Consider the following 12,853-nt stretch of genomic DNA (forward strand, 5'->3'; position numbering starts at 1 on the left):
AACCATCCATGGAACGCATAATCCTCGACGTGGATTCTGCAGGCGACGACATTCTCGCCGTGCTGTTTGCCGCGGCCAATCCAAATCTTCGGCTCGAAGGGGTGACCACCGTGACCGGTGCTGCCGGGCCGATCGAGCAGGTCACCAATGTCGTCCTCAACACGCTGGCGCTTGCCGGACGCGACGATATCCCGGTTCACGCCGGGGCATGGCGGCCGATCGTCGGCAACGCCAAGGCCGACATGGAAGCGCCGGTCCATTTCGAAAAGCGGCTCGTCGCCCGCTTCGGCGACCGCCTGAAGAAATTCAACCCGCCGGCGTCAACCCCGTCGCGCCAGGCAACGCCTGGGCACGCGGTCGACTTCATCATCGAAACGGTGATGGCAAATCCCGGCGAGATCACGCTGGTGACGACAGGTCCGCTGACCAATGCAGCGATGGCGTTGCTGCAGGAGCCCCGCCTGACGGAGGCGCTCAAGCGCCTGCTGGTGCTCGGCGGCAATTTTCAAACGCCCGGCAACATCACGCCGCTGTCAGAATACAACATCTGGGCCGACCCGGAGGCCTCGCGCATCGTGCTGAACGCCGATGTCGACAAGATCCTCGTGCCGCTCGACATCTGCGAGGACAACCGCGTCGCCGCCTCGATGCTGACGCGCGACGACCTCGCGGACATGCAGGCTGGCGCCATGGACAATCCCGTTCTCGAAATGATCGCCGACAGCTTTCCGATCTACATCGACATCTGGCGCGAATTCTTCGACCTTGTCGGGTTCCCGATGGACGACGTGATCACCGTGGCGCTGGCTTTCGATCCAGGCCTTGCCACGACGACCGAGCCGCTTTTCGTCGACGTCGTGCTGGACGGGCGTATAGCGCGCGGACAGACCGTTGCCTATCGCGGCCGGCAATTGCTGCCCGGCGGCGGACCGAAGACCACCCGCATCTGCACCGACCTCGACGGGCGGCGCTTCCTCGACATGTTCAAACAGACTGTCGCGCAGTACGAGCGGGCGGCGTGAGGGACGATACGATGACCACTGCAACTCCCATCCTGTTCGATTGCGACCCGGGTCACGATGACGCCATCGCGCTGGTCATGGCGCATCGCTCACCGGCCATCAAACTGCTCGGCGTCACCACGACCTGCGGCAATGCCGAAGTCGAAAAGACAACCGCCAACGCGCTGCGGATCCTCGAATTCATCGGCGCCGGCGACGTGCCGGTGGCGCAGGGCTGCCATCGTCCATTGGCGCGGCCCTTGGTGCTCGGCACCGCCGACGGGCCAAGCGGTCTGGAAGGCTCGCCCTATCTGCCGCAGGCGACGATCAAACCGGTCAAGCAGCATGCGGTCGATTTCCTCGCCGACACATTGCGCGCCGCGCCCGAGCCGATCCTGCTCGTCGCCACCGGACCGCTGACCAATATCGGCCTTCTGATCCTCAAGCATCGCGACGTGCTGCCCAAGATCAAGGAACTGATCTGGATGGGCGGCGTGTTCTACCGCAAGAGCGAGATCATCACGCCGACCGAGTTCAATGCCTTCTGCGACCCGGAGGCGCTGAAGATCGTCCTGGACAGTAGTGTGCCGATCCTGATGGTCGGCCTCGATGTCACCATGCAGGTGCTGATCGAGGCGCCGCAATATGCCGAGCTCGCGACGATCGACACGCCGCTCGGCCGGCTCGTCAACGACTGGCTGCTGTTCTACGAGAAGCTGCACCGCAATTCGATGGGCGTCGGTGGGGCGATGCACGATCCTCTGGTGCTGGCGCTGGCTATCGACCCGACGCTGGTGCGCACGCGCCCCGCTCACATCGGCGTCAATCTGTCGGGCACCTACGCATTCGGCGCGACCGTTGCCGATTTTTGGGGCGAGCGTGGCGAAAAGGACAATGCGCGCATTGCGCACGAAGTCGATGCGGACCGCTTCTTCAAACTGATGTTCGATCTGCTGCGGGATTAGGCTGGGCGGCGCCAAGGCGCTAAGCCCGACTCGGTGTCTCAGGTCGCTCTGTCCGCCTTCATCCTTCATGGATCGAGCGCGCTGCTGACAAGGCAATACGCGCCATAGCTGCCTCTTGACCGTTCGTCGCCACGGCATTGACAAAATATTTTGTCAATGCAACAAAAGAGAATGCTTGAGCTCGACGTCATTGAGCTGCCGGCAGCGGCAGCGCTGGCCCTGGATCCGATGAAAACCCTCCTACTCCAGGAGCTTGCGGCACCTGCGTCGGCCGCCTCGCTTGCTGGTCGGCTCGGCCTCACGCGGCAGAGAGTGAACTATCATTTGCGGGCGCTGGAAGACTGCAAGCTGGTCGAGCCGGCTGAGGAACGTCAATGGGGCGGCCTGACCGAACGCCTGATGGTCGCAACCGCAGCTTCGTATGTCGTCTCACCGGCGGCGTTGGGTCCTATTGCGGTCGATCCGGAACGCACCAACGATCGTCTTTCGGCCAGTTATCTCATCGCCTTGGCGGCGCGTATCATTCGCGAAGTCGGTGGCTTGTGGCGGACCGCCCGCCAAAGCGACAAGCGTCTCGCGACGCTTTCGATCGACACGGTGATCCGGTTCAGATCGCCCGCCGATCGCGCGGCTTTCACTGCCGACCTCACCAAGGCCGTAGCTGCGCTCGCGGCTCGTTATCACGACGAGAGTGCGCTGGGCGGGCGGCCGCATCGGCTCGTGGTGGCGTCCTATCCCGCCCCTGGCGACGCCAAACCCTGAAAAGGAGTTTCCCATGCCAATCAAGAAAGACGAAACCGGCAAACGCTGGGTCGAGATGGAGTTCATTGCGCCCGGGACACCCGAGCAGGTGTGGCGGGCAATGGCGACAGGTCCCGGTAACACTGCCTGGTTCACAAAAACCAGGATCGAAGAACATGTCGGCGGCGCGCTTCATTTCGACTTCGGCCCAAATGGAGCCTCCACCGGCGAAGTGACGATCTGGGAGCCGCCGTTCCGTTTCGGCTATGTCGAACGCGACTGGAGCGAAGGGGCACCGCCCGTCGCAACAGAGATCACCGTGACCAGCCGGTCGGGTGATCGCTGCGTTGTTCGCATGATCCATTCACTGTTTGCCTCAACCGACGATTGGGACGATCAATTGGAAGGATTCGAGGGCGGCTGGCCCGGCTTTTTCGAGGTGCTGCGCGTTTACCTTTCGCACTTCGCCGGCGAAAAGGCCGCCAGCTTCATCGTCATGACCAGCACGGAGGCCGACCAGCTCTCGATTTGGAGGCGGCTCACCGAGACGCTCGGTCTCGCCGGCGCGAATGTCGGCGAGGAGCGGGAGGGCCCGCAACAGCCGGAGAGATTGTCCGGCATAGTCGAATGCGTGCGGCAGGACGACAAGCAGCGCTTTATCATGCTGCGCCTGAATACGCCTGCTCCCGGCATCGCCCTGATCGGAACCCACGGCTCCGACGGCGGCGCAAATGCCAGTATGGCCCTGTATCTTTATGGCGACGACGCGGAGCAGCGCGCCGCGGAGAGCGAGCCTAAGTGGCGGAACTGGTTTGGCGAAACTTTCAAGCATCCGGGCTGACGGATGGCCCGATGAACTCTGCTGTGAATGGCTGCGTATCGCCAATCCATTTCGGCCAAGTGCCTGAAAGAACGACCCGGAATCTCTTAGTGGCCATTCAGTGACAGTTCCCCAATGGTAAACATCCTGCGCAACTTCCCGACCGACGGCATAGCCGTGCGTAGCTCCTCAGGTGGACTGAAAGGCGGACAGAGCTGTGACGACAGCCAGGATGGCGAGCACGGCACCCGCCACCCGGCAGATAACGCGGTGACGCCGCATTGCGGCAGCGCGCACGGCCGGACGCGAAAGGACAATGGCCAGAAACCCGTACCAGCCAATGTCGAAGATCGCGACGACGGCCGCCACCAGGAGCATCTCGCTCGGGTTCTGGATCGGCAGCATCAGCCCCATGAAGGCGACCGCGAAGAAAGTGGCGGCTTCAGGCGAAAGAAAGCTGATGAGAAACCCTCCGGCGAACAAGCCGGCCTGCCGTTTGTGAGGCGTTTCGTCCGTGGCAGGCGGCGCTGTTCTGGCGATGCGCAGTGCCATCCAGCCAAGGACTGCCGCCCCTGCGATCTTGACAGTCGGCATCGACAGGGAGGCAGCAAGGTGAACGGCGCCAAACGCCACCAGGACCGCCAGAACGGCGGTTCCGGCGCCGATGCCCGCCAGCAGCGGGATCGTCCTGCCGAAGCCATGCAGCGAGGCGAGGCTGCCGGTAGCCAGTCCGATCGGCCCAGGCGTGATTGTGATCACCGTGTAGGCCGCCAGGAATTGGAGCATCGCCGTCGACAAAAGAAGCGAGCTTGACATGGCACCCCTCCCTGATTGTTGCGTCCACCGCTACCCGAAGCGGGCTGGCGGGTGCGCAAATCGGCGCCCCATGGGCGAATGGTTTCGCGGGCATGTTCTTGCTTTGCGGAATTACCCAATTTTCGTGCGGTTCTGGCGCTTCGGGGACTAAGCGTTGTTGTATGCGGCGCACCGAGGTTTCACGACGTTCGCCAAGCGGTGGGAAAGCGGTTGAGGGCCTCGGGCTGAGTGCGTTCGGGATCCGCATCGCCATCCGGTTGGTGGTGGCTGCGATGCTCGCGACGCTTGTGAAACGTGAGCAGGATGATGACGATGCAGCAAACGGCGTTGATCGCGAACACCGTCACCATCTGCCAGTCCCCCACCGCTACGAGGGCGTAAACGACGGTGGAAAGATGCGATGCGGCGAAAAGGCTCCAGGTCCAATAAGAGACCGCAGTCGCACCGTTCGTATCCCGGATAATGGCCGCCATCTGAGGAAAGTATGCAAGAACACGAACCGCATTGAATGAAGTGAAGGCGAGGAGCGCCATTTCGATCCTGGTCATGGGAACCTCATGGACTCTGGGGAAGCACTCGATGGGCGGCGGTCGCCAGGTTTGGTCTGCCGGGCCGTTCGCGACGGAGGACTCGGCTGGCCTGCATCGCCTCGCCCGTCGAGACCGCACTGAGCGGCTGATACTACCGGCTCACCGGTTGAGAGCGCCTTGGATCGATGCTTGTTCCATCGGATCAGCCGTCGGAGTGGCGGCGGGCTCGCTCACGAGAACCGTGGCGCCGTCCCGCATGATCTCCAAATCGAGAGATGGCTGGCCGACGGCTTGAGGCACGGAGATCATCATGCGTTGCCCCGGTCCGAGCGTGGAGACGAACCGCATCGGCACTGCATCGGCCCTGGAAGCCAGAGTTGCAACGACCCGGTAGCCGCCCTGCTCGACCGTGTAATAGACGGCACCCTTGACGTGGCCGAGACGGATGCTGTGGCCGTTCCCCGGCGCAAGTTCCGAGGCTGCGGCGATGCCCGTGGTGGCGAGCAAGACCGCTGCAAATGCAGTAGAATATCTGACCATTGCTGTTCCCTCCGATTGGCGAGCTCATGGACTGCTAGGCAGTCCGTTCCAAACTCATGAACTCATCCTGCACGCGGCGGGACCCACGCACATCGGTACGGTCACCTAGTTTCCCAGCAGCTGATTTCCTAGTTTTCGCAAGCTTGCCTAGTTTTCACGGGCTTGCCTAATTTTCACCGGCTTGCAGTGCGCCTGTCGGCGGCAAAAGCCAGGGCTCGCCGCGAAGGCGGAGCAGAATTTCCATCCGGTTTGCTGCGTTGAATTTGCCGAGCACGGCGGAAACCTGGTGCTCGACTGTCCGCGGCGAGCGCGAAAGGCGCCGTGCCGCCTCCTTGTTGCCCAAACCTTGAGCAATCATTGTGAGCACCTGTTGTTCTTGCCTCGTCAGGCCCAGTGGATGCTGCCTGGCCACTGTGTACGGACCCCGACGCTGCTTCGGCAGCTGATTGGCAGCCCCGATGCGCTGCGCCAGCTTTCGTGCCAGCGCTGCGGCGGGGCGCGCTTCGACGCCCTCGAATGTGGTCACGGCGCGGGCCAGCGCCGCGCCGGCATCGTTTCCGCGAACCTGCATAAGGGCGAGCGCTGATTCATAGGGAAGACCCAGGCGGGACCATTCGGCCGAGGCCGCCATGGGGTCGCCGCGGAGTTCCAAAGCTTGCGGCAAAGGAATGCGGGCGATCGGCACCGGCAGCGATCCCGCCATTCCGCAGCGCTGCCACCAGACTGCAAGTTCGCCGATATCCCACGGGCGGAAATTGTCGAGATCCATTTCGGCAAGCGCCGTCAGCGGCTCCCGGCTGGCGCCGGGCTCCTCAGCAAGCCAGGCAGCCTCGGCCAGCGCCAAGCGAACCGGTATGACACGTTGAGCCTCGCCGGTCGTCAGACCCTCCTGGAGCGCCTGCTCCAGCAACGCCGGGCCATCAGGCTCGCCCAGGCGGACCCTCACCCTGCCGAGTTCCGTCAGTGCCGGCAGGTGCATCACCATCGGCAGCCGCTCCAGACTCATGACGCCCTGGGCAATCGTCTCGGCTTCGCGAAAGCGCCCCTGCTCGGTGCGAAGCTGTGCCTGCCTGCCGAGCAGGTATTGCGCCGCCGAATCGAGGTCGTGCCTGGCGCAGTGGGCAATCCCTTCGGCGAGCAGCCGCTCGGCCAAGGCGAAGTCCTTGGCCACCACCGCGCATTCGGAGAAGTTCGTATAGGCTCGCGACGCATGGTCGTGAAACCCGTGATCGAGCGCCAGTGCAAGGCTTTCCTCCAGCCGCTCACGACCGCCCGGGCGGTCGGCGAACATCAGCGCTGTGCCGACATTGTTCAAGGCGTGGACGCGTGTCTCGACCTCACCAAACCGGTCCGCCAAGCTGATCGCGCGCTCCCCCCACTCGATCGCCTCGTCGAAGCGATAGTGCAGCATGTGCAGCTGCGAGCGCGTGCTGTAGGCCATTGCCAGCTCCGGTCCTGGCGGTAGGTTCTCCACTTCGCGCACGGCCTGATCCGCGTAGTCTTCCGCCTCCTGACCCTCTCCGCGGCGCCAGTGGAGACGCGACAGCCAGCGCAGATTGGCCCCGACCTTGTCGATGCGACCAAGCTCCCGCCAGATCGCAATGGCGCGATGCCGTGCCTCGATGATTTCGTCGTAGACGAACTGTGACAGGCCCGCCTCGTAGGCCCAGTCTTCACAAAGCTGGGCGGCCAGCGCCGATGGAGCCTCTGAAACGTATCTGAGTGCGGTCGCCAGATGTGAAGCCGCCTCTCTATGCGCGCCCAGGCGCGCGGCCTGGCCGGCGGCCTGCGGTGCAAGCTCCAGGACGCGTTCGCCGTTGTCGGCGCCTCCGGCATGGTGCACCCGTCGCGACAACAGGGCGCTTGCCTGCGCCGGCGGAAGTTCGGAGAGTGCCGCTTCGACTTTCGCATGCAGCGACCGTTGGACCGACGGGGCAAGCCGGTCGAGCGTAGCTTCCCTGGCAAGCTCGTGGCGAAACGTCAGCGCGCCCTGAGCATCCCGCCGCAGCAATCCCCGCCCCACGCACTGATCCACGAGAACTTCGGTCTCGTCTCCGAGAAGTGCCCGGATCAACCACGGCTCAACGCTGCCCGGCATGATGCTCATGACCTCCAGCACCTCGCGCTCTCCCGGGGTCAGGCGCGCCAGGCGCGACCAGACCGCGTCGCGTATGGAATCGGGCACGCGCCCCGGTTCGGCCTCACTGCTGGACAGGAGTTCTGTTACGAAGAAGGGATTGCCCTCGGTGATGCGATAAAGCCCGTCGACGGAGCGGCCGGCCTGCTCGGCCAGCACCGTCACCGCCTGGGGCGACAGCGGTTCCAGCGTCACGCGGCGCACCGAGGCGGACGGAAGATCGCCGAGCACGTGGGTCAGAGGATGATCGGCACTGATCTCGTCTCTGCGCATGCTGAGCACCAGCATCGTGCGCAGCAGGGAGACGCGGCGACCGAGGTATCTTACCAGGTCAAGTGTCGCATTGTCGGCCCAATGCATGTCCTCGAAAATGAGCACGGTCGTGCCCCTGGTGTGCTGAAGCGCGTTCAACAACGCCGGAAAAAGCCGCTCCGGCGCGGCGGTCTCCTCGAGCAGCGCCGCCACGCGGAGGTCTAGCAGATGCGCCATGTCCTGAAGAGGACCGAGCGGACGGGGTGTGAAGAGCGCCTCGCACCAACCCCATAGAATCCGGTAGTTCCCGTCGGCGCTTTCCGCGAATTCGCGCAGGAGGGAAGTCTTGCCGACGCCCGCTTCGCCGTCCACCAACACGGTGCCGCCGTGTCCGGCTGCAGCTCTCTCGGCCCTGGCCAACAAAATTCCAAGCGGCCCCTCTCGCTCAAGCAGCATAAAAGCTCACGCCTCCATAAGCTTCGAAGGTACAGCAGTAGACCCCGAGTGCAACAACGTCATTTCACGTGGATTGATCGGCCTGACAATTTTCGTCTATTTCGGCTCGAATCACATCCTACACAGCCGCCAACTGCGCCAGGATACCCTGATACCGCCGCCGAGGAAGACCCGTCGGTTCAGGCGCTAAACGCTGCCTGGGGCAGTTTGCTCGCATCGTGAAAATGACTGCCGGCAGGCCAAGTTGCTTCGGCTGGTCTCCCGCGGATCTGATCGACAGCCGGCAATCAGGATTGCGGAAGGATGACGACATTTTCGGCGTCCCAGAAAATTTCTGCCGTCTCACCCGGTTTCGGCAGGCTTGTGCGGGTACTCCGTTGGACCTGAACGCGAACGCGGGCGCCGTCAGCCAGGCAGATTGTATAGAACGACCTGCTGCCGATGAAGATGACATCCTCAACCCGCCCCATCGCCGATTGCGTGGTGTCGTTGTCCCTGTTGAAGCGGAAGGACTCCGGTCGGATTGAGACGATCACCTTGCCGCGCAATTCACCGGCGGGAACGGTAGTGCTGTGAAAGCGGAGCCCCGATCCAGTGATGGCGGTCATGCCGGAAGCATCGTCGCTTGCCATCGTCGCCTCAAACAAATTGGTTTCGCCGAGGAATTTGGCGGCGAACAACGACTTTGGTGCTGCGTACATGATTTCGGGCCGGTCGATCTGCACGATGCGGCCCTTCTCCATGAGAACGACGCGGTCCGACAGGATCATCGCCTCGTCCTGGTCGTGCGTGACGTAGACGAAGGTGGCGCCGGTCTCGGCGTGAATGCGCTTCATCTCGACCAGCATGTGCTGGCGGATTTTCAGATCGAGCGCGGCAAGCGGCTCGTCGAGCAGCAGGACTTTCGGACCATTGACGAGCGCCCGGGCGAGCGCCACACGCTGACTTTGGCCGCCGCTCAACTCGTTGATATAGCGGTTGGCGAAGCTGTCGAGCTGCACAATGTGCAGCATGCGCTGGACCCGCTCGCGAATTTCCGCCTTCGGCGTGCCCTTGACCTTGAGGCCGAAGGCGACGTTCTCGAACACGTCGAGATGCGGAAAGAGTGCATAGCGCTGGAAGACCATGTTCACGGGCCGCCGCTCGGGCGGCTGGTCGGCACAATCCTTGCCGTCGATCTTGACGGTACCCGCAGTCACTGTCTCGAAGCCTGCTATGAGCCGCATCAGGGTCGTCTTGCCGCAGCCGCTGGGACCAAGCAACGTGACGATCTCGCCCTGTTCGATGGACAGGTCTATGTCGTTCAGCGCCTGAAACGAGCCGAACATTTTCTGAGCCGCGGTGATCTCGATCACGGGCGGGCGGATTGTCATGCCTGTCGATCCTTATGACACGGTGCGGCCGGCGACGGCCGATCTTCTGCGCAGATGGCCGATGAGCCAGGCGATGAAGAGGATGGCGATGGAGAAGGCCAGCGCCAGCGTGGAAATGGCGTTGATGAGCGGCGTGACAGTGCGGCGCATCATCGACCAGATATACATGGGCAGCGTCGTCTCGGTGCCGGCGACGAAGGAGGTCACGACGAACTCGTCGAACGACACCGCAAACGCCAATATGGCCGAGGCGATCAGGGTCGGTGCAATCAGAGGCAGCGTCACCTTGCCGAAGGTCTGCATCTGGCTGGCGCCGAGGTCGCGCGATGCTTCCTCCAGCGATGGGTCGAACAGAGCAAGCCTGGCGCGCATCGCCACGATCAGGATGGGCAGGGCCAGCACCACATGCGAGATGATGATGGTAACCGTCGAGAGTTGGACGCGGGCTTGCGCGAACAGCACCAGAAGCGAAACGCCGACGAAGAGGCCAGGCAGTGCGATCGGTGTCAGGCACAGCACCTCCAGCAAGGCGCGGCCCCGATGCCCCAGGCGAAGCCAGGCAAGCGAGGCGGCCGCCCCGAGGACCAGCGTGATCAAGGCGGTGAAGCCGGCGACGGTGAGGCTCTTGACCAAAGCCGAGCCGAGTTGGGCATTGCCGAGCACATCAGCGTACCAGCGCAGGCTGAAGCCGGCAAAAGGAAAGGACAGCGAAGGGCTCGCGTGAAAAGAGAAGAGAACGATGATCATCAGTGGCATTAGCAAGAAAGCCAGGATCGACCAGACCACCAATTTGAGCACCACTGCGCTACGCTCCCGCTTTCTTTGCAGGCCGGCGCTTCACGACGAGGCCTGTCGCGCGCCCAAGCCCCATCACGGCGAAGTAAATGACGATCGACACCAGAAACATTAGGAAGGCCTGGGCAGCCCCCAGCGGCCAGTTTCCGGTCTTGCGGAACTGATCGGCGATCAGCAGCCCCGTCGTCTGGCCCGACGAGCCGCCCAGCATCTGCGGCGTCACATAGTCGCCCGCAACCATGACGAAGGTCAGCATGAAGGCGCCGACCAGGCCGTTGGCGGCGTTGGGCGCGATGACGCGGAAGAAGGCCCCGAGCGGAGAGGCGCCAAGGTCGCGCGCGGCGTCGACAAGATCCTTCTTGATCTCGCTGAGCGACGACACCACCAGCAGGATGCAGAATGGCAGGTAAATGTGGATCAGCGTGATCGCGACCGCAAAGCGGCTGAACAGGAATACCCCGACCGGGGTGTCGACGATGCCGGCCTGGATCAAAATGGTGTTGAGGACGCCGCTGGTGCCAAGCAAGGTGCGCCAGGCATAGATGCGGACGAGGTAGCTGGAGAACCAGGTGATCAGGATGAGATAGAGAATGACCTGGGAGCGGCTGACATAGACGAGGTAATAGCCGACCGGGATCGCCAGTATCAGCGTGATCGATGCCGTGACCAGCCCGATCAAGATGGCGTTGATCGTCACCGTCCAGAACAGCGGCGACATCAGCGAGTTCAGATAGTTCGAAAACACGAAGTCCGGCACGATCTTGTACGAGGCCGCCGTCCAGAAACTGTAGACGAACAGGATCAGGCTCGGAACGACGAAAAACACGACCATGTACAGAACGGCGGGCGCCGCCAGCAGCCCGCCCATATTAGAGCGCCGCGCGTCCTTTTGGACGCGCAAAGGACGCTCTAACACTTTAAATCTACGCATCGTGCTTTCCGAAGATCGAGTGCGATTTTCGGGCCGATGCGGTAATTCTTGATGCCTTCATGGACCGATCCCACGCAAGAACGCGCTATCGGCAACAACGCCGACAGCCATTCTCAATTCAACCTGTTGAAACGGGGAATATCTACATCCCTGCCTTGAATTCCTGCCACGCCGCGATCCAGTCGTCATAGGTGGCATGGGTGTCGGACGCCCGCGGCGGAATGCCGGGCAGGCCGGCTGCGAACATCGTGTCGATGGCGTCATAGTCGATGCGGCTGCGCGACTTCTCATCAAGCAGTGCGACCGCCTTCCTGGAAACCGGAGCCTGGACTACAGCCATGGCAACCTTGGCCTGCACCGCGGGATCGAGTGACTGGTTGATGAAGGCGTGAGCGGCCTCGATATTGTCCGCCGAAACCGGAATGAACCAGGCGTCCACCCACAGGATCGGACCTTCCTTTGGAATGGCCATCTCGATCTTCATGTTCTGCTGGTCCGTCTGCGTGATGATCGAGGGATCGGCGCAAAGGGCTGCTACGACCTCGCCGGAAACCATGAGGTTGACAAGCTCGCCCTGGTTGAGGGCGATGACGCGGGCCTGAGCGCGGTACTTGGAGAATTCCTGGAAAGTCTTGCCGAGCTCGTCTTTGGTCAGCAGCGGATATTTGTCACCGAAGCCGGCAACGCGCGCAGCCACCGGCCAGGAGCTTACCGTGTCGTCCATGATGGCGATCTTGCCCTTGAGCGAGGGATCGAGCAGATCGGCATAGGATGCCGGCTTGGCCAGCTTGTCGGCATTGAACAGGATCGTATTGAAGCCCCAGATATAAGGCGATCCCCAATGTTGCCCGTCGGCGAACCATGTCGGCTGGTCGTAAAACTGGCCGAAGAGATTGTCGGCATTGTAGTTCGGCACCTTCGACATATCGATCGGATTTACGATCTTCATTTCCCTGATGTAGAGATCGGCATAGGCCTGATTGTATTCGGCCAGATCGATAGGCGGCGGGTTGCCGGCCACGAACTTTGCCTGGACGTCATCCTGGTTGGCGATCGAGGTAGCCTCCACCGTCACGCCATTTGCCTTGCGCCAGTCAGAAAGCTCGTTGGTCAGGTCATAGCCTTCCCAGGCCATGACCTGGAGTTCGCCGCCCGCGGCGGCCTGCGCAGGCAGCGAGGACAGTCTCAACAGGAATGCCCCGGCTCCCAGGCCGGCCATCCCGGCAAGAGCGGCTCTCCTGCTGATTGCTGACGTGAACAAGCCCGTATTGACCTCGTCTCCTGCTTTGCGCGCCATGGTGAGTTCCCCTTTTTTGTTGGCAGCTTCGACAATCTTGCTTTACAGGATATTGGATACAATAATCATCGGAGTCAAACGAAATCGTCCGTTACCGCTCGGCTTCTAATGTCTTGTGGAGATTTTGCGGAGGCGTCCCGGCCATCCAGCTCGGCTGCAATCGCGTCAGTCGATTTGGAGGGAGGATTCGACGCTACAA

12 protein-coding genes are annotated in these 12,853 nt (G+C 62.4%); 4 read left to right on the plus strand and 8 right to left on the minus strand.

All coding sequences use genetic code 11. The annotated features are described in order from the left end of the window. Nucleotides 1–8: 8 nt before the first annotated feature. From ABID19_RS05430 to ABID19_RS05445, 4 genes are all read left to right on the plus strand, one after another. Nucleotides 9–1,022, plus strand: coding sequence for a nucleoside hydrolase (locus ABID19_RS05430; protein ID WP_354488625.1), 1,014 nt, complete (start codon nucleotides 9–11; stop codon nucleotides 1,020–1,022). Nucleotides 1,023–1,033: 11 nt separating this feature from the next. Next, nucleotides 1,034–1,966 (plus strand): nucleoside hydrolase, encoded by a 933-nt coding sequence (locus ABID19_RS05435; protein WP_354488626.1) that lies wholly within the window; start codon nucleotides 1,034–1,036, stop codon nucleotides 1,964–1,966. A 171-nt stretch (nucleotides 1,967–2,137) separates the two neighbouring features. Beyond that, entirely contained in the window at nucleotides 2,138–2,728 is a 591-nt protein-coding gene (locus tag ABID19_RS05440) for a helix-turn-helix domain-containing protein (RefSeq protein WP_354488627.1), read from the plus strand. Further along, entirely contained in the window at nucleotides 2,658–3,548 is an 891-nt protein-coding gene (locus ABID19_RS05445) for an SRPBCC family protein (protein ID WP_354488629.1), read from the plus strand. Before ABID19_RS05440 ends, ABID19_RS05445 begins: the two co-directional genes overlap by 71 nt. Before the next feature lie 168 nt (nucleotides 3,549–3,716). Here ABID19_RS05445 and ABID19_RS05450 read toward each other — a convergent pair whose 3' ends face one another. The 8 genes from ABID19_RS05450 to ABID19_RS05485 all read right to left on the minus strand — a co-directional run bounded on the left by ABID19_RS05450 (nucleotide 3,717) and on the right by ABID19_RS05485 (nucleotide 12,654). Further along, nucleotides 3,717–4,343 (minus strand): LysE family translocator, encoded by a 627-nt coding sequence (locus tag ABID19_RS05450; RefSeq protein ID WP_354488630.1) that lies wholly within the window; start codon nucleotides 4,341–4,343, stop codon nucleotides 3,717–3,719. Between the two features lie 179 nt (nucleotides 4,344–4,522). Continuing rightward, nucleotides 4,523–4,891, minus strand: a complete 369-nt coding sequence (locus ABID19_RS05455; RefSeq protein WP_354488631.1) for a hypothetical protein — start codon at nucleotides 4,889–4,891, stop codon at nucleotides 4,523–4,525. A 141-nt stretch (nucleotides 4,892–5,032) separates the two neighbouring features. Then, on the minus strand, nucleotides 5,033–5,413 hold the full coding sequence (locus tag ABID19_RS05460; protein WP_354488633.1) for a hypothetical protein: 381 nt from the start codon (nucleotides 5,411–5,413) through the stop codon (nucleotides 5,033–5,035). Nucleotides 5,414–5,579: 166 nt separating this feature from the next. Then, nucleotides 5,580–8,258 (minus strand): ATP-binding protein, encoded by a 2,679-nt coding sequence (locus tag ABID19_RS05465; protein ID WP_354488634.1) that lies wholly within the window; start codon nucleotides 8,256–8,258, stop codon nucleotides 5,580–5,582. Nucleotides 8,259–8,545: 287 nt separating this feature from the next. Continuing rightward, nucleotides 8,546–9,631, minus strand: a complete 1,086-nt coding sequence (locus ABID19_RS05470; RefSeq protein ID WP_354488636.1) for an ABC transporter ATP-binding protein — start codon at nucleotides 9,629–9,631, stop codon at nucleotides 8,546–8,548. A gap of 12 nt (nucleotides 9,632–9,643) precedes the next feature. Beyond that, on the minus strand, nucleotides 9,644–10,432 hold the full coding sequence (locus tag ABID19_RS05475) for an ABC transporter permease (protein ID WP_354488637.1): 789 nt from the start codon (nucleotides 10,430–10,432) through the stop codon (nucleotides 9,644–9,646). Nucleotides 10,433–10,436: 4 nt separating this feature from the next. Next, nucleotides 10,437–11,357 (minus strand): ABC transporter permease, encoded by a 921-nt coding sequence (locus ABID19_RS05480; RefSeq protein WP_354488639.1) that lies wholly within the window; start codon nucleotides 11,355–11,357, stop codon nucleotides 10,437–10,439. A gap of 142 nt (nucleotides 11,358–11,499) precedes the next feature. Further along, nucleotides 11,500–12,654 (minus strand): ABC transporter substrate-binding protein, encoded by a 1,155-nt coding sequence (locus ABID19_RS05485; RefSeq protein ID WP_354488641.1) that lies wholly within the window; start codon nucleotides 12,652–12,654, stop codon nucleotides 11,500–11,502. Nucleotides 12,655–12,853: the final 199 nt, after the last annotated feature.

The sequence above is a fragment of the Mesorhizobium robiniae genome, from assembly GCF_040545535.1.
Classification (GTDB): domain Bacteria; phylum Pseudomonadota; class Alphaproteobacteria; order Rhizobiales; family Rhizobiaceae; genus Mesorhizobium; species Mesorhizobium robiniae.